The sequence below is a fragment of the Amycolatopsis australiensis genome, assembly GCF_900119165.1.
GTDB lineage: Bacteria > Actinomycetota > Actinomycetes > Mycobacteriales > Pseudonocardiaceae > Amycolatopsis > Amycolatopsis australiensis.
Genome location: NZ_FPJG01000006.1, coordinates 5,245,973 through 5,269,910, shown reverse-complemented (window position 1 = coordinate 5,269,910; position 23,938 = coordinate 5,245,973). Strand labels below are relative to the sequence as shown.

The following is a 23,938-nucleotide window of genomic DNA, read 5'->3' as shown; positions in this document are numbered from 1 at the left end:
GATGGGGCGACACACCCGGGACGACGAGCCCGTGCCGCACCCTCAGGACCGTGCCGGCGTCCAGCGCCACCCGGGTGCGGCGGGTCCGGCCCGCACCGCCGGGCGTGGTGAAGCGTCTGGTTCGTATCCGGTCGCCGGGCGCGGTGAGACTTCGGGCTCGTATTCCATCGCGGGCCGCGGTGAGGCTTCCGGTTCGTATCCCGCCGGGCGCGGTGAGAGCACCGGCTCCTACGCCGCTGCCGGGCGTGGCGAAACTTCAGGCTCCTACCCCCTCGCCGGGCGCGGTGAGACCTCGGGCTCATATCCCGCTGCCGCACGCGGTGAGGCCTCGGGTTCCCATCCCGTTGCCGGGCGCGGTGAGACCTCCGGCTCCTACCCTGCCGTCGGGCGCAGCGAGGCCTCCGGTGCGTTCCGGACGTCCGGGCGCAGCTCGATCTCCGATGCCTTCCGGATCGCCGGGCGCGGCGCGGGCCGTGGTGAGGCGTCGGGCTCGTACCCGGCCGTCGGGCGCGGTGAATCGACCGGCTCCTACTTCGTGTCCGGGGGCGACGCTTCCGGCTCCCACCCCGCCACCCCGCGCGGCGAAGCAACCGCTTCCCCGTCGACCGGCCGCCGCGGCGAGACTTCCGGCACTTACGCCGCCGCCGGCCCCGCCGAGACCTCCGGCACCTACCCTGCCGCCGGTCGGGGCGGCACGTCCGGCTCGCGTCGCGCCGGGCGGCGGACCCCCGCCGCGCGTCCGGCCGAAAGCGCCGCCGAACGGACCGAAGTCATCACCCGGCACGCCGAAACCCCCGAGGACCGCCGCGGCGAGCGGACCGGCACGGCCCGGCCGGACGACACCGCCGGTCGGCGGCGGGCTCCTGGCCGCTCCGAGACCACCGGGCCGCACCGGGCCGCCGGGAAGAGTGAAACCACCGGCTCGCACCGGATCGCCGGGAAGGGCGAGGCGACCGGTTCGCACCGGATCGTCGGGAAGAAAGCTCCGCGGCGGCGGATCGCCACCTGGCCCATCGCCTGCGCCGTGCTCGCCGCGCTCATCGGGCTCGGGGTCATCGGGTGGAACTGGGCCGACAGCGAGCTCAACAGCCGGGCCGAGGCGCAGGCCGCCAGCTGCTCCGGGGGCACCTCGCAGATGCGGATCCTCGTCACCCCGAGCGTGCAGAAGCCCGTCACCGCCGCCGCCGACCGGTGGAACCAGGCCGCCACCGTCGTCCACGGCCAGTGCGTGCACGTCACCGTCGACGCCAAGCCCTCCGCGGAGGTCCTCGACGCCCTCGTCGGCCGCACCAACCTCAGCGCCATCGGCGGGCTTCCCGCCGCCTGGCTGCCCGAATCGTCGTACTGGGTCAGCGAGCTGACCACCAAGAAACCCGAGATGATCGGCTCGCCCCCGCAGTCCGTCGCCAACGCCCGCTCGGCCGACTACCCCTTCATCGGCCTGGCCGGGCAAGGCATCGACGACACCGTCCTCCGCGCCGCCCAGACGTTCCGCGAGTACCTCGAGCAGCCGCCGCAGCAGGCCGACTTCGCCGCGGCGGGGATCAAGCCGGCCTAGACGCGGGTGCCGTTGTCGAGCTCGGCCACCACGGCGAGGTCGTCGTCCGCCAGCTCGAAGTCGAAGATCCCGAAGTTCTCCCTGGTCCGCGTGGTGGTGGCCGAGCCGGCCACCGCCACCGTGCCGGCCTGCAGGTGCCACCGCAGCACGATCTGCGACGGCGTCTTGCCGTACTTCGCCGCGAGCGCGGTGACCGTCTCGTCGGCCAGCAGCGCGGCGTTCGCCGCCGGGCTCGACGCGGCCGTGACGATGCCGCGCTCGGCGTGGAACTCACGCAGCGGGACCTGCTGCAGCCACGGGTGCAGCTCCACCTGGTTCACCGCCGGGACGGCGCCGGTCGCGTCGATCAGCCGCCGCAGCTCCGAGACGCCGAACCCGGCCACGCCGACCGCGCGGACCCGGCCGTCGGCCCGCAGCCGGCTCAGCGCCCGCCAGGTGTCGGTGAACGCGCCTTTCGTGCCGTCCAGCAGGCACAGATCGGCCCGGTCCAGGCCCAGCGCGGCCAGTGCCGCGTCGGCGGCGCGGCGCGCGGCGTCGTAGCCCTGCGCGGGCACCTTGACGCTGACGAACAGTTCCTCGCGAGGCACCCCGGCGAGCGCGGCACCCACCGCCGCCTCGGTGCCCGGCGCGGTGTCGAAACCGCGGTAACCCGTGTCGAGGGCGATGCGGACGGCCCGGCCGGCTTCGGCCGCGGTCAGTCCCGCGACACCGAACAGCAGCTGGGGGATGCGGACTCCGTCGGACAGGGCGAGCGAAGGAACGGCCATCTCCCGGTGATCCTCACTTCGGGTGCTGCGCGGATGTCCCCATCATTCCACCCGGGCGGCCCGCTCGCGCAGGTACGCCGCCGTGGCCGGATCGGCCGGGAAGAACGACTCGATCACCAGCTCCGCGACCGTGACGTCCAACGGCGTGCCGAACGTGGCGACCGTGCTGAAGAACGTCAGGTCGGTGCCCTCGTGGCGGAACTTCAGCGGCACGAAGATGTCGCCCGGCCCGGGCACCTCGACCTCGGGCACCGGCTGGTCGCACGGGTAACCGCGCAGCTCGGCGAGGAGGTCGGCCAGCCCGGCGTCGGCGGTCTGCCCGACCTGGCGCCGCAGCCGGCCGAGCAGGTGGGCGCGCCACTCCCCCAGATTCCGGATGTGCGGCGCCATGCCGCCGGGGTGCAGGGTCGCGCGCAGCACGTTCGTGGTCAGCTCGGGCGGGATGCCCGCGACGAACAGGCCGACGGCCGCGTTGGCGTCGACGAGGTTCCAGCTCCGGTCGACGACCGCGGCCGGGTACGGCTCATGGCTCGCCAGCAGCTGCCGGACAGCCTCGCGCACGGCGCTCATCTCCGGGTCCCCCAACGCGTTTTCCGTGTAGGCGGGCGCATACCCGGCGGCGAGCAGCAGCCGGTTGCGTTCCCGCAGCGGGACGTCGAGGTGCTCGCCCAGCCGCAGCACCATGTCCCGGCTCGGCTGCGACCGGCCGGTCTCCACGAAACTCAGGTGGCGGGTGGAGATGTCCGCGGAGATCGCCAGGTCGAGCTGGCTGATCCGCCGCCGGTCACGCCATTCCCGCAGAAGCTCGCCCACCGGCCGCTGCCGCGCGGCCGCCTGCACCGTAGTCGTCACGCGAGCGACGCTACGGCGATCTTCGCGCGGCTGCCATTACTTCCGGGGTAATCGCCGGCGCCGACCCGGCGGCCGCCGGGGCATTACCTCCCGCGTAATCGACGCCACTGCCGCGCGTCGGGCAGATTCGGTTCCAGCGCAGGACGACGAAAGCCGTTGTCCCCCAACCGAAGGAGCACACCATGTCCGACGTCCGCAGCCTCGTCGAGCAGTACATCGCCGTGTGGAACGAGACCGACGGCGACAAGCGGCGGGCGCTCATCGCCGACGTCTTCACCGAGGGCGCCGGCTACACCGACCCGCTCGGCGCGGTCTCCGGCCACGACGGGATCGACCAGTTCATCGCCGGGGCGCAGGCCCGGTTCGGCGGGCTCACGTTCAGCCTCCCCGCCGACCCCGACGCGCACCACGACCTCGCGCGGTTCCAGTGGTACCTCGGCACGCCGGACGCCAAGCCGGTCGCGATCGGCTTCGACGTCGTCGAGATCGAAGACGGGAAGATCGCCAAGGTGCACGGCTTCCTCGACAAGATGCCGGGCTGACCGCGGCGGCGTGCGGGCCCCCCGGGGGGCCCGCACGCCACCCCGTGCCGTCAGCCCTTGACCGCGCCCCGCCAGCGCACGGTCGGGCGCAGCTTCTCCGGGTTCACCCGGTGCTTGTTCGCGCCGACGATGTCGAACATCGACTCGATCAGCGTGTCCGAGAGCAGGTGCGGCTGCAGCCCCAGCTCGACCAGCCCGGTGTGCTTCACGTTGTAGTAGTGCTCCGGCGCCTCGGTGCGCGGGTTCTCCAGCTGCTCGATCTGCACCGGCCCGGGGAACCGCTCGGCGACGAGCTCGGCGATGCCGGCCACCGACATGCTCTCGGTCATCTGGTTGAACACCCGGAACTCGCCGGGCTCGGCCGGGTTCTCCACGGCGAGCCGGATGCATTCCACGGTGTCGCGGATGTCGATCAGGCCGCGGGTCTGGGCGCCCTTGCCGTACACGGTCAGCGGCTGGCCCAGCACCGCCTGGATGACGAACCGGTTCAGCACGGTGCCGAACACCGCGTCGTAGTCGAACCGCGTGGCCAGCCGCGGGTCCAGCGCCGTCTGCGGGGTCTGCTGGCCGTACACGACGCCCTGGTTGAGGTCCGTCGCGCGCAGCCCCCAGGCGCGGCAGGTGAACTCGATGTTGTGCGAGTCGTGGACCTTCGTCAGGTGGTAGAACGAGCCGGGCCGCTTCGGGAACAGCACGCGGTCCTTGCGCCCGTTGTGCTCGACGTCCAGCCAGCCTTCTTCGATGTCGATGTTCGGCGTGCCGTACTCGCCCATCGTGCCGAGCTTGACCAGGTGGATCGCCGGGTCGATCTCGGCGATCGCGTACAGCAGGTTCAGCGTGCCGACCACGTTGTTGTGCTGGGTGTACACCGCGTGCTCGCGGTCGATCATCGAATACGGCGCCGACCGTTGTTCGGCGTAGTGCACCACGGCGTCCGGCCGGAACTCCCGCACCGCGCCGAAGAGGAACCCGGCGTCCAGCAAGTCGCCTTCGTAGCTGGTGATCGTGCGCCCGGACACCTCCTTCCAGGCGGCGATCCGATCCTCCAGCGTCTCGATCGGGACCAGGCTTTCGACGCCGAGTTCGGCGTCGTAGCCGCGACGCGCGAAATTGTCGAGGACGGCCACCTCGTGGCCTTTGTCCGATAAGTGCAACGCGGTCGGCCAGCCCAGATACCCGTCACCGCCGAGAACCAGCACACGCATTGTGCCGCCTTTCCTGCTCGTTTACGCCACAAGCATGCCGATTCCCGGGAGGAACGGAAGCTTGCGAGCACCCGACGTTATCGATCACGTCCTGATGAGGACCTGGTAAGGACCTGTGAATCTCCTATGCGTGGGGGACCCGGACGGCGGCGCGCCGGGTCCGCGGGGAGGATGGGGGCATGACGACCGTAACCAACGGCGTGCGACCTCGCACAACGGACACCCGGGCGACGAAAGGCCGCCGCGGCTGGGCCCGGCTCGCGCGCGCCGCCACGACGTCGGTCGCCGCGACGGTCCTGAGCCAGGTCGTGCTGCTGGCCGTCCTCACCGCGGGCGGGGTGCCCGCGGTGGCGAGCACGCTGGCCTGGGCGGCCGGCGCGGTGCTGAACTTCGTGGTCACCCGCCGCTGGGTGTGGGGCCGCACCGGACGCCCGCGCGTCCGCCGCGAACTGCTGCCGTACCTGGTCGTCATCGGGCTCGGCGGGCTCGCGTCGATCGGGCTGACGACCCTGTCCGGCGCGCTGCTGGCCCCGCTGCGGCTGCCGCACTTCTGGTGGGTCGTGCTCGTCGACGGCGCGTACGTGGCCAGTTACGCGCTGGTGTTCGTCGTCAAGTTCGCGCTGCTCGACCGGCTCGTGTTCGGCCGCGGCGCAGCACGTACCCCCGCCACCACGTCCCGGTCATGACCCGGGCGTAGTTGGCGCCGTAGACCAGGCTGCCGCCCTTCTTGCTCTTCCCCGCCTTGCGCAGCCGCATGCTCATCGGCAGCTCGACGACCCGCGCGCCCCGCGCGGTGACGCCCAGCAGCAGCTCCGAGGACTGGTACTGCGGCTCGTGGAGCGGAACCGAGCAGGCCAGCTCGGCCCGCATCGCGCGGAAGCCGAAGGACGTGTCGGTGATCCGCCGCCCGGTCAGCACCGACGCCAGCGCCGCGAACACGCGCACGCCGAGCCACCGGACGCGGCTGTCGGCTTCCTCGTGCCCGAGCCGCCGGGACCCGGTGACGAAGTCGGCGTCGCCCTCGGCCACCGGCCGCACCAGGGTTTCGAGCTCGCTGTTGTCGTACTGGCCGTCCGCGTCGGTCGTGACGACGTACTCGGCGCCGGACCCGGCCGCCAGGTGGTAGCCGAGGCGCAGCGCGGCGCCCTGCCCGCGGTTGCGGGGCGCGACGCACACGTACGCGCCGTGGTCTTCGGCGATCGTGGCCGTGTCGTCGGTGGCGCCGTCGACCACGACGAGCACGTCGACCGGCATCCCGAGGCACTGGTCCGGCATCTTCTCCAGGACTTCGCCGATGCCGCCGGCTTCGTTGTAGGCGGCGATGACGACGGTCAGCGGGGCCAGCTTCAGACCGGGGTGACGGGCGCGGAAGTCGTCGAGCGCGCCCGCGTCGACGTCGTCGGGGAAGGCAGCGAGCCGTTTGCGGCCGGCCGAGGTCAGCGTGGTGAAGCCGAGTGCCCCGGCGATCGGCAGGAGGACGAGCGCCGGGAGCTGGTAGCGCCAGGAGAACTGGAACACCGCCGAGGCGAACAGCAGCACGATCCCGCTGGACGCCGCCAGCAGCGCGCCTGCCTGCGCGCGGTCGAGGGGTTTCTTGCGGCGGACCACCGTGACCAGGCCGAGCAGGGCGCCGATGCCGAGCACCCCGCCGGAAACGTATCCGCCGCCCAGCTGGTAGTCGCGGAGGATCTTCGCGAGCGGCTGGTCGACGCTCGCGACGACACCGTCGTTCTGCAGCGTGACCAGGTCGATCAGCGACTGGTCGGCCCACTGCGGGTAGCTCGGCTGGAACTGCCACCGGTCGAGGGGGACGTCGGTCGGGTCCTGTTCGCGCGTCCAGGCGAAACTCTTGGCGAAGTCGTTCAGGACCGCTTCGGCGACGTCGCGGGGCTGCGCTTTCAGGACGCCGATCGCGAACTCGTGGGCGAGCGCGGCCTTGTCCGCGCCGGGCGGCAGCGGTCCGGGCCAGTTCGGGTCGAGGTCGGCGTGCGTGTAGTTGTCCACCAGCCGCTTCTCGCGCGGTTCGGCCGGGCAGAACACCATCAGCGCCGGGTCGAGGTGGAGGTTCGCGCAGTCGGCGACGGCGGCGGTGCGGCCGTAGAGCATGTTCCCGGACGGGCCGGTGAGCCCCCACTTGCCGGTTTCGGCGTGCACCCGCGCCGAGTACGGCACGAGCACCGCGAGCAGGCCGAGCAGGCCGGCGCCGGCCCGCCGCCAGCCGGTCCAGTGCCGCCACGCTCCCCCGGCGACGACGAGGAACACCAGCAGCGGCAGGGCGAGCGAGATCCCGACGAGCCGGGTCAGCACGCCGAAGCCGAGCAGCAGCCCCGCCGCGCCGGCGCGCTTCCAGCCGGGCGTGCCCCGGCCGAGCAGCAGCCACAGCAGCCCGAGCAGCACCGCCTCGAACGTCACCTCGGACATGATGTTCTGCTCGATCTGCAGCTGGTAGGCGTCGAGCAGCACGGGCGCCGCGGCGAGCGCGCCGACCCAGGGCCGGCCGCCGAGGCGCAGGACGAGCCCGTACGTCCCGATCGCGATGAGCACGCCGCCGGCGTGCTGGACGGCCGCGACCCAGGCGAGGCCGCCGACCGCCAGGAGCGGGCGCAGGACCAGGTCGTAGCCGATGGGGTCGAGCTGGTCGGCACGCAGCGCGTGCAGGTTGTCGATGTAGCGGAAGGAGTCGATGAACAGCAGCGCGGGCCGGTAGGCGAGCCAGGTCAGGACCCGGAGAGTGATCGCCGGGACGAGGAGCAGCAGGAGCGGCCAGTGGCGGCGCAGGAACGCGCTCACGACGCGGCGAGGCCGGAGAAGTACTTCCACGCCGTGGCCAGGCCGTCGGTCAGCGAGACCTCCGGCCGGTAGCCGATGGTGTCTGCGCTGGCCGAGACGTCGACGACGACCGCGGGCATCTCGCCCGCCGGCGCTTCGACGTGCTCGACCGGCAGCTCGGCGCCGGTCACCTCGCGCACGGCTTCGATCATCTCGAGCACGGACACCGAGTGTCCGGCGCCGACGATCGCGCGGCCGGTGTAGCCGCTGTCGAAGGCCAAGAGGATGGCGCGGACGACGTCGTCGACGTGCACGAGGTCGCGCCGCTGCCGTCCGTCGCCGTAGACCTCGACTCCGGTGCCGGCCAGTGCGGCGCGCATCATGCGGGGCACGAAACTGTCCTTGTGGGACATTCCGGGGCCGTAGACGTTGGTGAACCGCAAGACACACGTCGTCATGCCGTACGCGCCCGCGTAGCCGGAGAGCAGCATTTCGCACGCGGCCTTGGTGGCGCCGTACGGGGTCAGCGGCCGTAGTGGCAGGTCGGGCGTGATGGTGGCGGTGCCGACGTCGCCGATGACCGCGTTGGTGGAGGCGAGCAGGAACTTGGGCACGTCGTGGCGGCGGGCGAGTTCGAGCAGTTCCTGGGTGACGAGGACGTTGTCGGCGAAGGTGTCTTCGGGCAGCTCGACCGAGCGGAGCACCGACGTCAGCGCGGCGAGGTGGACGATCCCGGCCGTCTCGCGGGTCACGGCTGCTTCGCGGACGGCGGCGTCGCGGAGGTCGCCGGTGACGACGCGGACGCCGTCGGTGTCGTCGGGGAAGGGCACGCGGTCGACGACGGTGACGGGGACGCCCCGCCGCCGGAAGGCGCGCACGGCGGCCCGGCCGATGAAGCCGCTGCCGCCGGTCACGACGACGGAGGTCCGATCAGCACCGTGCGCTCTAGCCATGGCGGTCAACCTACCCGGCGTTCCTGTGCGCCCCGCGCAAGGGCCGACAGCGCACGAACGATCCACAGTGGACCAGCAAACCGGCTCACCCGGCGCCTTCGGCCGGAAGGCGACCACGGCCGGGAGTCCGGGGGCGGAGCCCCCGGGCGGGGCGTGGCGGTTGCACCCCCACAGAACACGACGGAAGGTTGACGGCGAGCGCACTCCGCGAGCACGGGTCGCCGAACCTGACGCCCTCCCCGCTCTGTCCGTACCCCGTGTGGGGCGCCTGAGAGTTTCGCCCGCAGGTTGAGCCGGGCTTGCACCGTCGGCGGGGCCGCCAGGTTGTGTCCTGGCGAACCGCTTTCCAGAGGCGTCTCGTCCGCGCGGTCCAGGGTGCCTGAGAGGTTCCGGGGAGGATTTGCTCCTTCGGCGCCGAGCTCAGTATGAGGCTCGGTCTCTCCCGCGCGGATTCGTCGACCGCGCCGATGACCTTACCCGGTCGGCCGGGGCGGTGATCACCCGGTCCGGCGGGCGTTGCGGCGCTGGGTGAGTTCGTCGGGTTCGTGGGTTTCGACGATGCCGCCGTCGGCGCGTTCGGCGGGGAATTCGTGGATGGTTCCGCTGATTTCCTGCATGGCGCCGCTGACCGCGATGCCGAAGACGCCTTGGCCGCCTTGGAGGAGGTCGACGATCTCTTCGGGTGAGGTGCACTCGTAGACGGTGGTGCCGTCGGAGAAGAGGGTGACGCGGGCGAGGTCGCGGACTCCGCGCAGGCGTAGGTGGTCGACGGCGACGCGGATGTTCTGGAGGGAGACGCCGGTGTCGAGGAGCCGTTTGACGACTTTGAGGACCAGGATGTCCTTGAACGAGTACAGGCGCTGGGAGCCGGAGCCGTGTGCGGTGCGGATGCTGGGTGCGACCAGCTTCGTCCGGGCCCAGTAGTCGAGCTGGCGGTAGGTGATGCCGGCGATCTGGCACGCGGCCGGGCCGCGGTAGCCCACCAGCTCGTCGGGCAGCGAGTTGTCGGGGAACAGCTCACCCTGCTCGCCACTCGCGACCTCTACAGGCTGCTTCTCGGAACCAGCCTCGACCACGCAAGCCTCCCCTCGCCCGACCTGGCGGCCGGCGAATGACAGCCGGACGGTCCCAGGAGCGGGACCCGCCGGAGATCAATCGCCGCGGTCCGGCCCCAGACCGTGAATCACACCGTGGCGATTTACCTCCTTCGACGGTAAGCGCCCGGACAGTGCCGGTCAACGCGACGCGCGGCAAGCCGCAACGGTCGGATGACCGTTTGCGCCGTTCGCCGTACCCCGGACGGGCGGGTTCAAACTTCTTGCCTTGGTTTACTCAGCCGAGTAACGTCTTACTCATGTAAGTAAATCCCGCTCTCCTGGCGGAACTGGGGCTCAGCGACACCGAAGCGGCGCGCCGCGCGCAGATCATCGGGGCGACCATCGGCGTCATCGCGGACGTCGGCTACCGCCGGACCACGTTCGCCAGGATCAAGGACCGCGCCGGGCTGAGCAGCACCCGGCTGATCTCGTACCACTTCACGAACAAGGCCGGGCTGATGCAGGCCGTGCTGAGCACGGTGGTGGAGACGAAGAACGAGTTCCTGGCCGCGCGCACCGGCGGCGCCCTCGACCCGGCCGACCGCGCCGGCCACCTGCGGGCGCACATCGAGACGTCGATCGCGTTCCTGCGCGCCTACCCCGAATGCGTGCGGGTGCTGACCGAGCTGGCGGCCAACGCGGACGATGCCGACGGCTGGGTCATGACGAAGGTGCTGGTCGACGACATGCGGGTGCACGGGCTCGCCCGGCAGCTGCGGCAGGGCCAGGCCGAGGGCGTGTTCGGCGAGTTCACGCCCGAGGTGATGGCGATGTCGATCGCGCAGGCGATCGACGGGGTGGCCGCGGCTTACGCGGCCGACCCGTCGCTCGACCTGGAGAAGTACGGGCGGGAGGTGGCCGCCACCTTCGTCAAAGCGACGGCACCGTGAGGGCCCGGTCGAGCCGCTCTTCGATGCGGGCCTTCGGGAACGCGCCGACGATCGTCTCGACCGGCTCGCCGTCGCGGAACAGGATCATCGTCGGCAGCGACATGACCCGGTAGGACCTGGTCGTTTCCGGGTTCTCGTCGGCGTTGATCTTGCGCACCGCGAGCCGGCCGGCGCGCTCGGCCGCCAGCTGGGCCAGCACCGGCCCGACCATCCGGCACGGGCCGCACCAGGTGGCCCAGAACTCGACCAGCACGGGAACGTCGCTGCCGAGGACCTCGGCGAACGTCGCGTCGGTGACTTCGGTGACTTCGGACATGACAGGCTCCTTCACGGACGCGGGGAATCGGGCACGACACAGGGATCGGGTGCCTGCCGGGCCAGTGCGCCGGCGAGCTTCGCGGCCAGTTCGGACCGGATTCCCCCGAGCCGGGCGAGGAGCGCGTCCGCTTCTTCGAGCTTGCGGCGGTACACCTCGATCGAGCTCGCGCACGAGTCCCCGGTCTCGTGGCCGCTGCGCAGGCAGTCGACGAACGGGCGGGTCTCGTCCAGGGTCAGGCCGATCGTCTGCAGCGTCCGGATTTCCTTGACCAGCTGCAGGTCTTCCTCGTCGTACTCGCGATAGCCGTTCGCCGAGCGACGGGCCGCGAGGAGGCCCTGGGCCTCGTAAAACCGCAGCGCACGGGTGGTGACACCCGTGCGCTGCGCAAGCTCTCCGATCCGCATGCCCCGACGTTAGACGTTGACGTACGCGTCAAGGCAAGAGATCAGGTGTCGGCTCCCCGGAAGTCTTCGGGGGACACGGAGTCGAGGAACTCGCGGAACTTCTCGACCTCGTCTTCCTGCTCGTCCGGGATGATCAGGCCGGCCTCCTCCAGCACCGAGTCCACGGCGTGGATGGGGACGCCGATCCGCAGGGCCAGCGCGACCGAGTCGCTCGGCCGGGCGGACACCCTGATGTCGCCGTCGAAGACCAGCTCGGCGAAGAACGTGCCTTCCTTGAGGTCGGTGATCACGACCTGCTCGAGCTCCCGGCCGAGCGCTCCGATGACCTCTTTCAGCAGGTCATGCGTCAGCGGACGGGCGGGCCGGACTCCCTGCTGCTCCAAGGCGATGGCGGTGGCTTCCACCGAGCCGATCCAGATCGGCAGGTACCGTTCACCCTCGGTCTCCCGCAGCAACAAGATCGGCTGATTCGCGGGCAGCTCGACCCGCACACCGACGACGCGCATTTCGCTCATCGGGCTTCGCCTCCCTCTCGTGCACACGGGCGCAGGCGCCGGTCCGGCCGGGCACCGCCACTGTCGACGCTACCCGTCATCCCCGCCCTGTGCTCGCTGTCGAGACTATCTCGGTTCGCCTGCCGCAAACCCCTGCCTTCACGGTACGGCATGCGGCACCGAACATTCAGTCATTGACATGGGACCGCAAAGAGGATCTCACTGCCCCGTTACCGGTCAACACCCCGCGACGCCGCGGATTCCCGCCTTCACGAGCAGCGTGTGGAGGGTTACCGACAGCGCCGCCAGCTCCCGGACCACCTCGTCGGCCCGTTCCTTGGCCTCCGGGTCACGGTGCCGGTACACCGGGGTCACGATCTGCTCCAGCAACCCGACCTCGCGGTCGGCCGCCGCGCGGAAGGCACGCAGGTGTCTCGGCTCGATACCGAATTCGGTCATCGCCTTCACCGTCCGCGCGACCAGCACCGCGTCCGGGTCGAAGAACCCCGCGGGGCCGGGCCGGACCAGGCCGTACTGCTGCAGCTCGGCCAGCGCCGCGGCGTCGATACCGGCCTGCTCCAGGAGCTCCTCCTGGGTCAGGCGCACCGGCTTGCCCGCGGCGAAGTCGTCCGCGACAGGCAGGCCGGCGTTGTCCGCCGGAGCGTCGATCGGCACCAGCCGGCGCGGCGGGCGGGGCAGAGCCGCGGCGGGCGCCGCCCCCGAGTCCGCCGCGTCCAGCTGTTCCTTGATGACCTTCAACGGGAGGTAGTGGTCCCGCTGGGCGGCCAGGACGAACCTCAGGCGCTCCACGTCCGCCGGGGCGAACTGCCGGTACCCCGACGGCGTCCGGCCCGGCTGGACCAGGCCTTCGGCTTCGAGGAACCGGATCTTGGAGATGGTGACGTCGGGGAAGTCGCCGCGCAGCTGCGCCAGCACGGCCCCGATGCTCAGTCCCTGGTTCTGTGGCCGCCCGGCCGCCGTCACTGCGCCCCCTGGCCCCCGTGCCCCGGGCCGGTCAGGAAGACCAGGCGGAACTTCCCGATCTGCACCTCGTCGCCGCCGGCCAGCACGGCCTGGTCGACCGGCTCGCGGTTGACGTAGGTGCCGTTGAGGCTGCCGACGTCGATGACGACGAACTCGCCGCCTTCCCGCCGGAACTCCGCGTGCCGCCGGGACACGGTGACGTCGTCCAGGAAGATGTCGCTGTCCGGGTGCCGCCCGGCGCTGGTGGTGTCGCGGTCGAGCAGGAACCGCGAGCCCGCGTTGGGCCCGCGCTTCACGACCAGCAGGGCCGAACCCGGCGGCAGGGCGTCGACGCCCTGGACCGGTGCCTCGGCGGCCGGGGCGGACTCGTGGCCTTCGGCTTCGGCCAGGAAGTCGGCCCGGAAGACAGAGGTCCGCTCCGGAGACTGCTCCGGGGGAACGCCGCCGGGCCCGTCGTTCGTGCTCACCTGAGCTCTCCTCCACACATGCTGTGTTGCCAGTACTCAAGAACGTGTAGCTGCCAACGTACCGTGCCTGATCGATTCTCCGAGCCCCGGCTCCCCGAACCGGCGCAGTGCGCGCCCGGCGGGCCGGGACGCCGGTTCAGCCCTTGGTCAGCGCGTCGTACGCCTCGGCTTCGAGGAGGGCTTCCAGGCCCGCCGGGTCGTCGAGCCGGATCTCGATGAGCCAGCCCTCGCCGTACGGGTCGCTGTTGATCAGCTCCGGCGAGTCGGCGACGGCGTCGTTGACCGCGACGACCTCCCCGTCGACCGGCGCGAACAGCTCGGAGACGCTCTTGGTCGACTCGACCTCGCCGAACACGTCGCCCGCGCTCACCTGCCGCCCGACCTCCGGCAGGTCGACGAACACGACGTCGCCGAGCTGGTCCTGCGCGTACTCGGTGATGCCGACCCGGACGAGGGTGTCCTCGCCGCGGGTGGCGACCCACTCGTGTTCCTCGGTGTAGCGAAGCTCTTCAGGAGCGGACACCGCCGGTCCCCTTTCATGCCCTCACTGGCGAAACGTGCTGGGCGAAGTCTTACACCCACACGGCGCAGCCGCCCGGCACGGCCCGGGAAAGGGCCGCGCTCAGTCGCCGTCCGCGCCGCGCAGCGCGTTGCGCGCCTGCACGACGTACAGCACGCCGGACCAGACGTAGAGGACCGCGCCCCAGATGGTGAAGGCGTAGCCGATCGGCCGGGCGACCGCGGCGACGGCCGAGCCACCCTGCGCGAGCAGCAGGAACGGGAAGGCGTACATGAGGACGAAGGTCGCGCCCTTGCCGATGTAGGTGACCTCCGGCGGGGCGAAGCCGCGGCGGCGCAGCGTCAGGACGCAGACGCCGAGCACGGCTTCGCGCAGCACCAGCGGCACCACGACCCACCACGGGATGATCTCGCGGACGAGGAACGCGCTCAGGGTCGCGAGGATGTAGAGCCGGTCGGCGGCCGGGTCGAGCAGCCGGCCCAGCCGGGACATCTGGTTGAGCCAGCGGGCCAGCTTGCCGTCGAGCCAGTCGGTCAGCGCGCTGAAGACCAGCAGCGCGAGCGCCCAGCCGTCCTCCTCCGGGCCCAGGAGCAGCCACAGGAACACCGGCACGCCGGCGAGCCGCAGCAGCGACAGGATGTTGGGGACGTTCATCGCCTGCCGGAGCAGGGACGGCTCGGCGGCGCTCGCGCTCGCGGGTTCGGGGGCGGCTGTGCTCACCCGGCCAGCGTAGTCAGCAGGCGCGGCGGCGGCTCCAGCCGCGCCGCTGCAGTTCGGCGCTGCTGAGCGCCTCGGGGCGGCCCCGGTAGTCGGTGCCCATCCAGCGGGCGCGGCCGGGCCGCGCCTCGAGGACGTACGGCCGTCCGCAGCACCAGACGACGCTGCTGGGGACGGTGGGCGGACTGGACGGGTCGTCGGCGTTCTCGCCGGTGCCGGCTTCGGTACTGGTCACAGCGTCGGTGTTCATCGCTCTCACGGGCTCGGGACGGTTTTCGGGGACGGGAAGCTCGTCGGCCTCCACCAAGGTCTTCGGCACGCGGGGCGGGGACGTTAACCGGCGCGGCGCGAATTAGACCGATCGATTCTTCATGGCTGCGTGAGGTTTCGGAGCGTGAACGGAATGTTAATCGTCCATTGTGGACGGACAGTCGCGGCCCACCGGGTGGCGGACCCGCCACCCGGCTGGAGTAATCTGCGGCACACCTGTGGGCGAGTCGCGCCACCGGCCGTGGCCCCCAGGGGCCAGAATGACCGGGCCCAGCCCGACCGGCGAGGAAGGATCGCGGTGCCCCACCCGACCACCACGAGGACGTGGCGGCCGTTGCTCGCGGCCTGCCTCGCCGTGCCGGCGCTCGCGGCCTGCGCCGCCGACCCGGCCACACCGGCACCGCCACCGCCGTCGTCCGCTCCGGCGCCGGCCGGGACGTCCGCTCCGGCGTCCACCACCGCGCCACCGCCGCCGCCCGCCACCGGCAGCCCGTCCGCGCCGGCCCCGGCACCGAAGCCGTCCGGCGCGCCGCCGTCGGTGCCCGGCTCGTGCGGGACCGTGACGGCCGCCAGCGGGCTGACCCTGTACGTCTTCGACAGCGGCTCAGCGGGCGTCACCTGCGCCGCGGCGACGAAGCTGGTCGGCGACTTCCACCGCAAGATCGCCGGCCGCCAGGGCGCCGGCTCGAACGACGCGGTGAACGAGACCGTCGACGGCTGGCTGTGCACGTCCGGGCCGCCGGCCGCGCAGGGCGGCACCACCTGCACCAAGGGCGAGCAGACGGTGTTCGCCGCCGTCGTGCCGTCCGAGTGAGTCCCTCCTCCCGCACCGCTCCTGAAGGGCCCATGAAGACACTCGCGTACCCGATCCTGCTCGTCGCGGCGGCCGCCGTCCTGGCCGGCTGCGGCGGCGACCCGGCGCCCGCCCCGCCGTCCACCCCCGCGCCCGCCCCCGCCGCGGCCGCGGCGGCCGAGTCGACCGCACCGGGCGTACCGTGCGGCGAAGTCCCCGGCACAGGCGGCGCGAAGACGGCCGTCGTGGCCCACGGCAAGGTCGACTGCGCCGCGGCGACGAAGCTGCTGAAGGACTACTTCGCCAAGCTGACCCCGGCCGAGGCGAACTCCCCGGACGGCCCGGGCCCGATCGTCCTCGACGAGTGGACGTGCGGCAGCGGCCCGAACGACCCGGTCACGGCCTGCTCCACGGAGGACGGCCGCCAGGTCGAGGGCACCCGCGGCTGACGAGGCCCCCAGCGCCCCAATGCGGCCTTGGTTGCGTCTCACGCACCCAAGGCGGCCTTCGGTGCGTCACACGCACCGAAGGCCGCCTTGGGGCGCTGGAGAGCCGGGACGTCAGGACTTGAGGTCCGGGAAGTCCTCTTCGCGGTACTCCGCGCCCGCGCCGCGCGCCGGGTCGTTCTCGCGGCTGCGCAGCTCCACGCGGCGGATCTTGCCCGAGATCGTCTTCGGCAGCTCCGCGAACTCCAGCCGCCGGATCCGCTTGTACGGCGCCAGGTGCTCACGGCAGTACGCCAGGATCGCCTTCGCCGTCTCCGCCGTCGGCTCGTGGCCCGCCGCCAGCACCACGTACGCCTTCGGCACCGCCAGCCGGATCGGGTCGGGAGCCGGGACCACCGCCGCCTCCGCCACCGCCTCGTGCTCGATCAGCACGCTCTCCAGCTCGAACGGCGAGATCCGGTAGTCCGACGCCTTGAACACGTCGTCCGTGCGCCCGACGTAGGTGATGTAGCCGCGCTCGTCGATCGAGCCGACGTCACCGGTGTGGTAGTAGCCGTTCGCGAAGGCCGCCGACGTGCGTTCGTCGTCGTCCGCGTAACCGGTCATCAGGCCGACCGGGCGGTGGGCGAGGTCGAGGCAGATCTCGCCTTCCGTGGCGCGCTCGCCGCTGACCGGGTCGACCAGCGCCACCACGAAACCGGGCAGCGGGCGGCCCATCGAGCCCGGCACGACGTCCTGGCCCGGCGTGTTGGCGATCTGGACGCTGCTCTCGGTCTGGCCGAAGCCGTCGCGGATGGTCACGCCCCAGGCCTTCTGGACCTGCTCGATCACCTCGGGGTTGAGCGGCTCGCCCGCCCCGACGACCTTCTTCGGCGGCGTCTTCAGCGCCGTCAGGTCGGCTTGGATGAGCATCCGCCACACCGTGGGCGGCGCGCAGAAGCTGGTGACGCCGCAGCGGTCCATCTGGGCCATCAGCGCGGCCGCGTCGAAGCGGCTGTAGTTGTAGAGGAACACCGTCGCCTCGGCGTTCCACGGCGCGAAGAAGTTGCTCCACGCGTGCTTCGCCCAGCCGGGCGAGGAGATGTTCAGGTGGACGTCGCCCGGTTCCAGGCCGATCCAGTACATCGTGGACAGGTGGCCCACCGGGTAGGAGACGTGCGTGTGCTGCACCAGCTTCGGCTTGGCGGTCGTGCCCGAGGTGAAGTACAGCAGCAGCGGGTCGGCGGCCTTGGTGGGGCCGTCCGGGGCGAACTCCGGCGATTCGGCGTAGGCCGTCGTGTACGCGTGCCAGCCTTCGACCGGCTCCCCCACCGCGATCCGCGTGTAGCCGCCGGCGACGTCGGCGAACTTCGGCGCGTCCACCGAGCGGACCACGACGTGCTTGGCCGCGCCGCGCTCCACCCGGTCGGTCAGGTCGGCCGGGCCGAGCAGCGTGGAGGCCGGGATGATCACCGCGCCGAGCTTGATCGCGGCGAGGATGGTCTCCCACAGCTCGCCCTGGTTGCCGAGCATGAGGATCAGCCGGTCGCCGCGCCGGACGCCGAGGCGGCGCAGCCAGTTCGCCACCTGGTTGGACCGGGCGGACATCTCCGGGAACGTCCAGCGGTTCTCGGTGCCGTCCTCCTCGACGATCCACAGCGCGTACCGCCCGGCGTTGGCCGGGTCGCGGGCGACGACGTCGAACCAGTCGATCGCCCAGTTGAACTCGTCGAGCGACGGCCACGCGAAGTCCCGGTAGGCCGTTTCGTAGTCCTCGCGGTGGGCCTGCAGGTAGTCCCGCGCCGCGCGGAACGCGCGGTGGGCTTCCGAAGCGCTCACGCTGCCTCCTCTGTCTCTCACAGCCCGGCGGGCGTCATTCGCCCTTGAACTCGGGCTTGCGGCGCTCCAGGAAGGCCTGGACCGCCTCGCCGAGGTCCTTGCTGGGCAGGAACGCCGAGTTCCACGCCGCGACGTACCGGAGGCCGTCGGCGACCTGGCGCTCGGTGTTCGTCGCCAGCACCTGCTTCGTACCCTGCACCACGAGCGGCGGGTTCGCAGCGATCTCCCCGGCGAGCTGCCGGGCGGCCGCCAGCAGCGCCTCCTGGTCCGGGTGGACGTCGTTGACCAGGCCGATCTTCTCGGCGCGGGCGGCGTCGATGTCCTTGCCGGTCAGCGCCAGCTCCCGCAGGTGCCCTTCGCCGACGATCGAGGCGAGCCGCTGGAGGCTGCCGAGGTCGGCGACGATGGCGACGCGCACCTCGCGGACGCTGAACTTGGCGTCGGCGCTGGCCAGCCGGATGTCGGCGGCGGCGATCACGTCGACGCCGCCGCCGATGCACCAGCCCGAGACGGCCGCGACGACCGGCTTGCGGCATTCCGCGATCGAGCTGACCGCCGCCTGCAGCGACCGGACCTGGTCGAGGAACGCCGTGCGCGGGCCGGCCAGGTTGTCCCCGCCCAGCATCGGCGCCCAGTCGCCCATCATCGCGGGCAGGTCGAGGCCGTAGGAGAAGTGCGCGCCGCTGCCGGTCAGCACGACGGCCCTGACCCGCGGGTCGGCGTCCAGCGCGCGGAACACCAGTGGCAGCTCGCGCCAGAAGTCCGGGCCCATCGCGTTGCCCTTCGACGGGCCCAGCAGCGTCACTTCGGCCACGGGGCCGTCGACGTCGACCTTCAGGGCGACCAGGTCGGGCAGACTGTCAGCAGTAGCGGTCATGGGGTCATCTTCACCCATGTCCGCGGTGAGCCGCCATTGGCGTTGTGTCAACTGACGGGCATCTCACTGTGCCGAGCCGGTCACGGGATGCTTTCCTGAAAGAACCGACGCCACGACCGGGGAGGACGGTGGGACATGAGCCCGGCCACTTCGACCGCGACCGAGCCCGCGGTCCCGTCCGCGCCCGTCCGGCGGGCGTCCCGCCCGATCGAGCTGACCGGCTCGTTCGCCCACGAGGGACACCGGCTCTGGTACACCGAGTTCGGCAGCGGCGACAAGGTCGTCGTGCTGACCCACGGCATCATGCTGACCCGCCGGATGCACGCCCCGCTGGCGCGGCGGCTGGCCCGCGCGGGGTTCCGGGTGGTGACGCTCGACCTGCTCGGCCACGGCGACTCCGACCGGCCGGCGGAGTCGTGGCTGTACTCGATGCCGGCGTTCGCGGAGCAGACGGTCGCGCTGCTCGACCACCTCGAGGTGCCGTCGGCGGTGATCGGCGGGACGTCACTGGGCGCGAACGTCTCACTGGAGGTGGCGGTGGCCGCGCCGGCGCGCGCCCGCGGGCTGATCGTCGAGATGCCGGTGCTGGACAACGCGATCGTCGCGGGCCTGGCGACGTTCGCCCCGCTGCTGATGGCGGCCCGGTTCCTGCCGGTGACGGTCCAGGCGGTGGCGCTGGCGGCGTCGCTGGTGCCGCACGGCAACCAGTGGGTGGACGTCGTCACGGACACGCTGTCCCAGCGCCCGGCCCCGATGGCGGCGTTGCTGCACGGCGTGCTGTTCGGCCGGATCGCCCCGCCGAAGTCGGCACGCCGGAAGATCACGACCCGCGCGCTGGTGATCGGCCACCAGCGCGACCCGATCCACCCGTTCGGCGACGCGGACACGCTGGCGGCGGACATGCCGGCGGCGGAGTTCGTCCAGGCCCGCAGCCCGGTGGAGCTCCGCTTGGACCCGACCCGGCTGACCGACGCGATCCGTGACTTCGCCGCGAGCTGCTACGAGGACTGAACCGGCGCGAGACCCGCCACCGGGCCGATCACGATCACCGCCGGCGGGCGGACTCCCGCCGCCGCCGCTTCCGTGGTGACCTTGTCCAATGTGGACCTCAGGGTGCGCTGGGTGCGCATCGTGCCGTCCTCGACGATCGCCACCGGGGTGTCCGCCGGGCGGCCGCCGTCCAGCAGGGCCTTCGCGAACTGCGGCAGCCTTTCCACTCCCATCATCAGCACGATCGTGCCGCGCATCCGGGCCAGCAGCTCCCAGTCGACCAGCGAGCGGTCGTCGCCCGGGGCGACGTGGCCCGAGACCACCACCACCTCGTGGGCCACTCCGCGGTGGGTCACCGGGACGTCCGCCGCCGCCGGGACCGCGAACGCGCTCGTGATGCCCGGGATCATCGTCACCGGGACGCCCGCCTCGGCGCAGGCCAGCACCTCTTCGAACCCGCGGCCGAACAGGTACGGGTCGCCGCCTTTGAGGCGGACGACGAACTTGCCCTCCTTCGCCCGCTCCACCAGCGTCCGGTTGATGACGTCCTGGCTGGCCGCGCGGCCGTACGGGATCTTCGCCGCGTCGACGACCTCCACCTCGGGCGCGAGCTCGTCGAGCAGCTCGCGCGGGGCCAGCCGGTCCACGACCACGACGTCCGCGCGCGACAGCAGCCGCCGGCCGCGGACCGTGATCAGCTCCGGGTCGCCCGGGCCGCCGCCGACCAGCGCCACGCCCGGCAGGGTGCCCTCCGGGTGCGGCTGCCTGCCGTCTTCGACCGTGCCGTTGTGCAGGCCGTCGAGGATCGAGTCGCGGACCGCCGCCGAGCGCAGCGGCTCGCCGCCCGAGAGCACGCCGAACAGCAGGCCGCCGTGCCGCCCCGACGCCGGGGTCACCGCGGTGCCCGACTCGCCCTCGTCGGCGCGGACGCAGAACACCCGCTCCCGTTCGGCCTCGGCGCAGATCGCCGCGTTCACGTCGGGGTCGTTGGTGCAGGCCAGCGCGTACCAGGCGTCGCGAAGGTCGCCCTCGGCGTAGCGGCGTTCGTGCCAGACCAGCTCGCCCGCGTCCACCATTCCCTGCACCGACGGCGTCGTGTGCGGCGACACCAGTTCGACGCGCGCGCCGGCGCTGATCAGCCGGGGCAGCCGTCGCTGGGCCACCGAACCGCCACCGAACATGACAACGCGGCGGCCGGTGAGCTGCAGGCCGGAGAGGTAGTGCGGGTCGTCCATGGGCGGGAGTTTATTGGCGGTTCACCGCGGCGCCAGCCCAGCGTGGGTCACGCCACCCGGAGAACCTCCGGGTGGCGTGACCCCGTCAGCTCGCGCGGCCCGACGCCGGGTACGGCAGGAGCGCCATCTCGCGCGCGTTCTTGATCGCCGTCGCGACCTGCTTCTGCTGCTGCGGCGTCAAGCCGGTCACGCGCCGGGCGCGGATCTTGCCCCGGTCCGAGACGAACTTCCGGAGCAGGTCGACGTCCTTCCAGTCGACGTGAGTGATCCGGTTGGCGTGCAACAGGTTCACCTTGCGCTTGCCCGGCCGGTCGCGGTTCGGCTTCGGCATCCGGCTCACCAGCTCGACTTCGTGACGCCGGGCAGCTCGCCGTGGTGCGCGGCCTGGCGCATCCGCACCCGCGACAACCCGAACTTCCGCAGGTAGCCGCGCGGGCGGCCGTCGGCGACGTCGCGGTTGCGGATGCGCGTCGGGCTCGCGTCCCGCGGCAGCTTCTGCAGCGCGACGACCGCCGAAGCCTTCTCCTCCGGAGACGACGCCGGCGACGCGATCACGGCCTTGAGCTCCCGGCGCCGCGAGACGTACCGCGCGGCGATCACCTTCCGCTGCTCGTTCTTGGCGATCTTGGACTTCTTGGCCATCAGCGCTCTTCCTTGAACTCGACGTGCCGGCGCGCGACCGGGTCGTACTTGCGCAGGACCATCCGGTCGGGGTCGTTCCGCCGGTTCTTCTTCGTGACGTACGTGTAGCCGGTGCCCGCGGTGGACCGCAGCTTGACGACCGGCCGGACGTCGGCGCTCTTCGCCATCACAGCTTCACTCCCCTTGCCTTCAATTCGGCGACGACGGCCTCGATGCCGCGCTTGTCGATCGTCTTCATGCCCTTGGCGGACACGCGCAGGCGGACCCAGCGGCCGGCGCTCGGCACGAAGTAGCGACGGGTCTGCAGGTTCGGCTCCCAGCGCCGGGGCGTGCGGCGATGCGAGTGCGACACCTGCTTGCCGTAGCCCGGCTTGCGGCCGGTGACCTGGCACACGGCGGACACGGACCCTCCCGAGTTGATAGTGGTTTTCGTTTTCATCTACTCTACGCACCGTACCCCGCCCGTATTCCTGGAGCCCCCGTGACCCCTCATCCCCGCGTCCCGCTCGTCCTCGTCGGCGGACTCGCCCCGGGACCGAACGCCACGCTCGCCGAGCTGCTGCGCGTCGCCGCGCCCGGCACCGCGGTCGTCCACCACGACCTGCGGGAGATCCGCTCCGGCGTCGTCCGCCGCCGGCTGCGGCTCGGGCAGCGCGACGAGCTGACCGTGCTGGAACTGGCCCACGGCTGCGTGTCCTGCACCCTGCGCGAGGACCTGCTGCCACTGCTGCGCCGGCTCGCCCGGATGCCGCAGGTGCGCCGGATCGTCGTCCGGCTCGACGAGGCGATGGAGCCGGAACCGGTGAGCTGGGCGATCCGGAACGTCCTGGTCGGCGATCACCCGGCCGGCGACGACGTCGACCTGCGGGCCGTGCTCACGGTCGTCGACTGCGCGAGCTTCCTCGCCGACGCGACCGGCGACGACGTCCTCGCCGAGCGAAACCTGCAGGCGAGCCCCGGGGACGAGCGCACGGTCGCCCAGGTGGTGCTCTCGCAGGTCGAGTTCGCCGACGTCCTGGTGCTGGCCGGCGCGGCGGCCGACGCGTGGACCGCGGCGAAGGCGGCCGCGGTCCTCGACCGGGTCGCGCCGTCCGTCCCGCGCGTCGAGCTGAGCCGGATCGACGGCCACAGCGTCCTCGACGCCGTGCCCGCGGACGCCCGGCGCGGCGAGGTCACCGACATGCACGGCGCCCTGCTGCGCGGCGCTCCGCCGCTGCACGTCGACTGCGGCGTCGGCCTGGTCACGTTCACCGCGCGGCGGCCGTTCCACCCCGGGCGGCTGCACGACGCGCTCGACGTCCTGCTCGACGGCGTCGTCCGCACCCGCGGGCGGGCGTGGGTGGCCAGCCGGCCGGACGTCGCGTTCTGGATCGAGTCGGCGGGCGGCGGCCTCGGGATCGGCCACGCCGGCCCGTGGCTCGCCGCGCCGGACGGTCCGGAGTGGACGGATGTCTCCCCCGAGCGGCGGACGCTCGCGTCCCTGCGCTGGGACCCGGTCCACGGCGATCGCGCGCAGGAACTGGTCGTCGTGACCGACCAGACAACGCCCGGCGAGATCGACGCCGCCCTCCGCGGCGCTCTGCTCACCGACGAAGAACTGGCCGCCGGCCCCGAAGCCTGGCTTCGCTACCCCGACCCGTTCGGCGACTGGCACGAAGAACCTTGCGAGGACACCACACCCAGCCCCGCGCGTCGCGACGCGACCGCGGCGAACCGAAAGGAAGACCAGTGAAGACCGGTATCCACCCCGACTACCACCCCGTCGTGTTCAAGGACTCGTCCACCGGAGACGCGTTCCTGACCCGCTCCACCATCACCTCCGACCGCACGATCGAGTGGTCCGACGGCCGCACCTACCCGCTCGTGCCGGTCGACATCAGCTCGTGGTCGCACCCGTTCTGGACCGGCACCCAGCGGATCATGGACAGCGCCGGCCAGGTCGAGAAGTTCCACCGCCGCTACGGGAAGCGGGGTGCGCGCTGATGGCCGTCCCGAAGCGGAAGAAGTCGCGCAGCACCACCCGCTCCGGGCGGGCGCGGTGGAAGGCGACGGTGCCGGACCTGGTCCCGATCAAGGTGGACGGCGGGACGCGGCTCGTCCCGCGCCGCCTGATCAGGCACTTCCACTCGTGACCGTCCCGGTCCCCGTGCTGCCGCTCGCCGAGCCGAGCGGGATCTCCGAGCCGATGCCGGTGGCGCGGTTCGAATCCCGGGGCCTCGCCGCGGCACCTCGCCAGGAGCTGATGTTCATCGGCGCCGGCCTCGCCGGGAAAGCTGCGCACGTCCACTGAGGACGGTCCGGTCCGGGCGATTCCTGCGCGTCCGTCCGA

The 23,938-nt window shown here is 72.1% G+C and carries 32 protein-coding genes and 1 riboswitch; of the genes, 11 read left to right on the top strand and 21 right to left on the bottom strand.

Annotated elements, in window-relative coordinates; translation table 11 throughout:
• Positions 1-535: 535 nt before the first annotated feature.
• Complete coding sequence (locus tag BT341_RS45500) at positions 536-1,558, top strand: hypothetical protein (RefSeq protein ID WP_245805104.1); 1,023 nt, start codon at positions 536-538, stop codon at positions 1,556-1,558.
• On the opposite strand, the gene BT341_RS25975 is transcribed toward BT341_RS45500, so the two are convergent.
• Positions 1,555-2,325, bottom strand: coding sequence for an aldo/keto reductase (locus BT341_RS25975; RefSeq protein WP_072478765.1), 771 nt, complete (start codon positions 2,323-2,325; stop codon positions 1,555-1,557). The genes BT341_RS45500 and BT341_RS25975 overlap by 4 nt on opposite strands.
• Before the next feature lie 42 nt (positions 2,326-2,367).
• Positions 2,368-3,177 carry a helix-turn-helix domain-containing protein gene (locus tag BT341_RS25970; RefSeq protein ID WP_177328896.1) on the bottom strand — a complete coding sequence of 270 codons (810 nt, stop codon included), beginning with the start codon at positions 3,175-3,177 and terminating at the stop codon, positions 2,368-2,370.
• 182 nt (positions 3,178-3,359) lie between these two features.
• Between BT341_RS25970 and BT341_RS25965 the strand changes: the two genes are divergently transcribed.
• Positions 3,360-3,719 carry a nuclear transport factor 2 family protein gene (locus tag BT341_RS25965; protein ID WP_072478763.1) on the top strand — a complete coding sequence of 120 codons (360 nt, stop codon included), beginning with the start codon at positions 3,360-3,362 and terminating at the stop codon, positions 3,717-3,719.
• A 50-nt stretch (positions 3,720-3,769) separates the two neighbouring features.
• On the opposite strand, the gene BT341_RS25960 is transcribed toward BT341_RS25965, so the two are convergent.
• Positions 3,770-4,924 carry an NAD-dependent epimerase/dehydratase family protein gene (locus BT341_RS25960; RefSeq protein WP_072478762.1) on the bottom strand — a complete coding sequence of 385 codons (1,155 nt, stop codon included), beginning with the start codon at positions 4,922-4,924 and terminating at the stop codon, positions 3,770-3,772.
• 179 nt (positions 4,925-5,103) lie between these two features.
• Between BT341_RS25960 and BT341_RS25955 the strand changes: the two genes are divergently transcribed.
• The gene (locus tag BT341_RS25955) at positions 5,104-5,610 is read left to right on the top strand and encodes a GtrA family protein (protein WP_072478761.1); all 507 of its coding nucleotides are present in this window, start codon (positions 5,104-5,106) and stop codon (positions 5,608-5,610) included.
• On the opposite strand, the gene BT341_RS25950 is transcribed toward BT341_RS25955, so the two are convergent.
• The 3 genes from BT341_RS25950 to BT341_RS25940 all read right to left on the bottom strand — a co-directional run bounded on the left by BT341_RS25950 (position 5,534) and on the right by BT341_RS25940 (position 9,722).
• Complete coding sequence (locus BT341_RS25950) at positions 5,534-7,714, bottom strand: glycosyltransferase family 2 protein (protein WP_072478760.1); 2,181 nt, start codon at positions 7,712-7,714, stop codon at positions 5,534-5,536. The genes BT341_RS25955 and BT341_RS25950 overlap by 77 nt on opposite strands.
• On the bottom strand, positions 7,711-8,646 hold the full coding sequence (locus tag BT341_RS25945) for an NAD-dependent epimerase/dehydratase family protein (RefSeq protein ID WP_072478759.1): 936 nt from the start codon (positions 8,644-8,646) through the stop codon (positions 7,711-7,713). Before BT341_RS25945 ends, BT341_RS25950 begins: the two co-directional genes overlap by 4 nt.
• Positions 8,647-9,002: 356 nt before the next feature.
• Positions 9,003-9,101, bottom strand: a riboswitch (glycine riboswitch).
• Positions 9,102-9,143: 42 nt separating this feature from the next.
• Positions 9,144-9,722 carry a MerR family transcriptional regulator gene (locus BT341_RS25940; RefSeq protein ID WP_072478758.1) on the bottom strand — a complete coding sequence of 193 codons (579 nt, stop codon included), beginning with the start codon at positions 9,720-9,722 and terminating at the stop codon, positions 9,144-9,146.
• A 299-nt stretch (positions 9,723-10,021) separates the two neighbouring features.
• Between BT341_RS25940 and BT341_RS25935 the strand changes: the two genes are divergently transcribed.
• Positions 10,022-10,633, top strand: coding sequence for a TetR/AcrR family transcriptional regulator (locus BT341_RS25935; RefSeq protein WP_072478757.1), 612 nt, complete (start codon positions 10,022-10,024; stop codon positions 10,631-10,633).
• Here BT341_RS25935 and trxA read toward each other — a convergent pair.
• The 8 genes from trxA to BT341_RS25895 form a co-directional block, all read right to left on the bottom strand.
• The gene (gene trxA / locus BT341_RS25930; protein ID WP_072478756.1) at positions 10,614-10,949 is read right to left on the bottom strand and encodes a thioredoxin; all 336 of its coding nucleotides are present in this window, start codon (positions 10,947-10,949) and stop codon (positions 10,614-10,616) included. The genes BT341_RS25935 and trxA overlap by 20 nt on opposite strands.
• Positions 10,950-10,960: 11 nt before the next feature.
• On the bottom strand, positions 10,961-11,356 hold the full coding sequence (locus BT341_RS25925) for a MerR family transcriptional regulator (RefSeq protein WP_072478755.1): 396 nt from the start codon (positions 11,354-11,356) through the stop codon (positions 10,961-10,963).
• Positions 11,357-11,397: 41 nt separating this feature from the next.
• Positions 11,398-11,871: a bifunctional nuclease family protein gene (locus tag BT341_RS25920; RefSeq protein WP_004559569.1), complete on the bottom strand. Its 474-nt coding sequence runs from the start codon at positions 11,869-11,871 to the stop codon at positions 11,398-11,400.
• 216 nt (positions 11,872-12,087) lie between these two features.
• Complete coding sequence (gene ftsR / locus BT341_RS25915) at positions 12,088-12,834, bottom strand: transcriptional regulator FtsR (RefSeq protein ID WP_218177776.1); 747 nt, start codon at positions 12,832-12,834, stop codon at positions 12,088-12,090.
• Complete coding sequence (garA, locus tag BT341_RS25910) at positions 12,831-13,301, bottom strand: glycogen accumulation regulator GarA (protein ID WP_072478754.1); 471 nt, start codon at positions 13,299-13,301, stop codon at positions 12,831-12,833. Before garA ends, ftsR begins: the two co-directional genes overlap by 4 nt.
• Before the next feature lie 136 nt (positions 13,302-13,437).
• A complete protein-coding gene (gcvH, locus tag BT341_RS25905; RefSeq protein ID WP_072478753.1) occupies positions 13,438-13,824 on the bottom strand; it encodes a glycine cleavage system protein GcvH in 387 nt (128 codons plus the stop codon).
• A gap of 99 nt (positions 13,825-13,923) precedes the next feature.
• Entirely contained in the window at positions 13,924-14,541 is a 618-nt protein-coding gene (gene clsA, locus BT341_RS25900; RefSeq protein ID WP_072478752.1) for a cardiolipin synthase ClsA, read from the bottom strand.
• Between the two features lie 13 nt (positions 14,542-14,554).
• Entirely contained in the window at positions 14,555-14,788 is a 234-nt protein-coding gene (locus BT341_RS25895; protein WP_072478751.1) for a hypothetical protein, read from the bottom strand.
• 318 nt (positions 14,789-15,106) lie between these two features.
• Here BT341_RS25895 and BT341_RS43670 point away from each other — a divergent pair, with 318 nt between their 5' ends.
• Both BT341_RS43670 and BT341_RS25885 read left to right on the top strand, forming a co-directional pair.
• Complete coding sequence (locus tag BT341_RS43670) at positions 15,107-15,622, top strand: hypothetical protein (protein WP_084742998.1); 516 nt, start codon at positions 15,107-15,109, stop codon at positions 15,620-15,622.
• Between the two features lie 32 nt (positions 15,623-15,654).
• Entirely contained in the window at positions 15,655-16,050 is a 396-nt protein-coding gene (locus tag BT341_RS25885) for a hypothetical protein (protein ID WP_072478750.1), read from the top strand.
• Between the two features lie 111 nt (positions 16,051-16,161).
• Here the strand turns inward: BT341_RS25885 and BT341_RS25880 are convergent, their stop codons facing one another.
• Both BT341_RS25880 and BT341_RS25875 read right to left on the bottom strand, forming a co-directional pair.
• Positions 16,162-17,865 carry an AMP-binding protein gene (locus BT341_RS25880; protein WP_072478749.1) on the bottom strand — a complete coding sequence of 568 codons (1,704 nt, stop codon included), beginning with the start codon at positions 17,863-17,865 and terminating at the stop codon, positions 16,162-16,164.
• 34 nt (positions 17,866-17,899) lie between these two features.
• Positions 17,900-18,742, bottom strand: a complete 843-nt coding sequence (locus BT341_RS25875; protein ID WP_072478748.1) for a crotonase/enoyl-CoA hydratase family protein — start codon at positions 18,740-18,742, stop codon at positions 17,900-17,902.
• Positions 18,743-18,877: 135 nt separating this feature from the next.
• Here BT341_RS25875 and BT341_RS25870 point away from each other — a divergent pair, with 135 nt between their 5' ends.
• Positions 18,878-19,753 (top strand): alpha/beta fold hydrolase, encoded by an 876-nt coding sequence (locus BT341_RS25870; protein ID WP_072478747.1) that lies wholly within the window; start codon positions 18,878-18,880, stop codon positions 19,751-19,753.
• Here BT341_RS25870 and cobA read toward each other — a convergent pair.
• From cobA to rpmB, 5 genes are all read right to left on the bottom strand, one after another.
• Positions 19,741-20,967 carry a uroporphyrinogen-III C-methyltransferase gene (cobA, locus tag BT341_RS25865; RefSeq protein ID WP_072478746.1) on the bottom strand — a complete coding sequence of 409 codons (1,227 nt, stop codon included), beginning with the start codon at positions 20,965-20,967 and terminating at the stop codon, positions 19,741-19,743. The two genes, BT341_RS25870 and cobA, sit on opposite strands and share 13 nt — an antisense overlap.
• Positions 20,968-21,052: 85 nt before the next feature.
• Entirely contained in the window at positions 21,053-21,307 is a 255-nt protein-coding gene (gene rpsR, locus BT341_RS25860; protein ID WP_072478745.1) for a 30S ribosomal protein S18, read from the bottom strand.
• Positions 21,304-21,609, bottom strand: a complete 306-nt coding sequence (gene rpsN / locus BT341_RS25855; protein ID WP_072478744.1) for a 30S ribosomal protein S14 — start codon at positions 21,607-21,609, stop codon at positions 21,304-21,306. Before rpsN ends, rpsR begins: the two co-directional genes overlap by 4 nt.
• Positions 21,609-21,776 (bottom strand): 50S ribosomal protein L33, encoded by a 168-nt coding sequence (gene rpmG, locus BT341_RS25850; RefSeq protein ID WP_072478743.1) that lies wholly within the window; start codon positions 21,774-21,776, stop codon positions 21,609-21,611. The genes rpsN and rpmG overlap by 1 nt, the downstream gene beginning before the upstream one ends.
• Positions 21,776-22,012, bottom strand: a complete 237-nt coding sequence (gene rpmB / locus BT341_RS25845; protein WP_072478742.1) for a 50S ribosomal protein L28 — start codon at positions 22,010-22,012, stop codon at positions 21,776-21,778. Before rpmB ends, rpmG begins: the two co-directional genes overlap by 1 nt.
• A 78-nt stretch (positions 22,013-22,090) precedes the next feature.
• On the opposite strand from rpmB, the gene mrf reads away from it, so the two are divergent.
• The 4 genes from mrf to BT341_RS45495 are packed head-to-tail and all read left to right on the top strand — an operon-like array spanning position 22,091 to position 23,899.
• Positions 22,091-23,341, top strand: a complete 1,251-nt coding sequence (gene mrf / locus BT341_RS25840; RefSeq protein ID WP_072478741.1) for a ribosome hibernation factor-recruiting GTPase MRF — start codon at positions 22,091-22,093, stop codon at positions 23,339-23,341.
• On the top strand, positions 23,338-23,592 hold the full coding sequence (locus tag BT341_RS25835) for a type B 50S ribosomal protein L31 (RefSeq protein ID WP_072478740.1): 255 nt from the start codon (positions 23,338-23,340) through the stop codon (positions 23,590-23,592). Before mrf ends, BT341_RS25835 begins: the two co-directional genes overlap by 4 nt.
• A complete protein-coding gene (rpmF, locus tag BT341_RS25830; RefSeq protein ID WP_072478739.1) occupies positions 23,592-23,741 on the top strand; it encodes a 50S ribosomal protein L32 in 150 nt (49 codons plus the stop codon). Before BT341_RS25835 ends, rpmF begins: the two co-directional genes overlap by 1 nt.
• On the top strand, positions 23,738-23,899 hold the full coding sequence (locus BT341_RS45495) for a hypothetical protein (RefSeq protein ID WP_177328895.1): 162 nt from the start codon (positions 23,738-23,740) through the stop codon (positions 23,897-23,899). The genes rpmF and BT341_RS45495 overlap by 4 nt, the downstream gene beginning before the upstream one ends.
• Positions 23,900-23,938 lie beyond the last annotated feature (39 nt).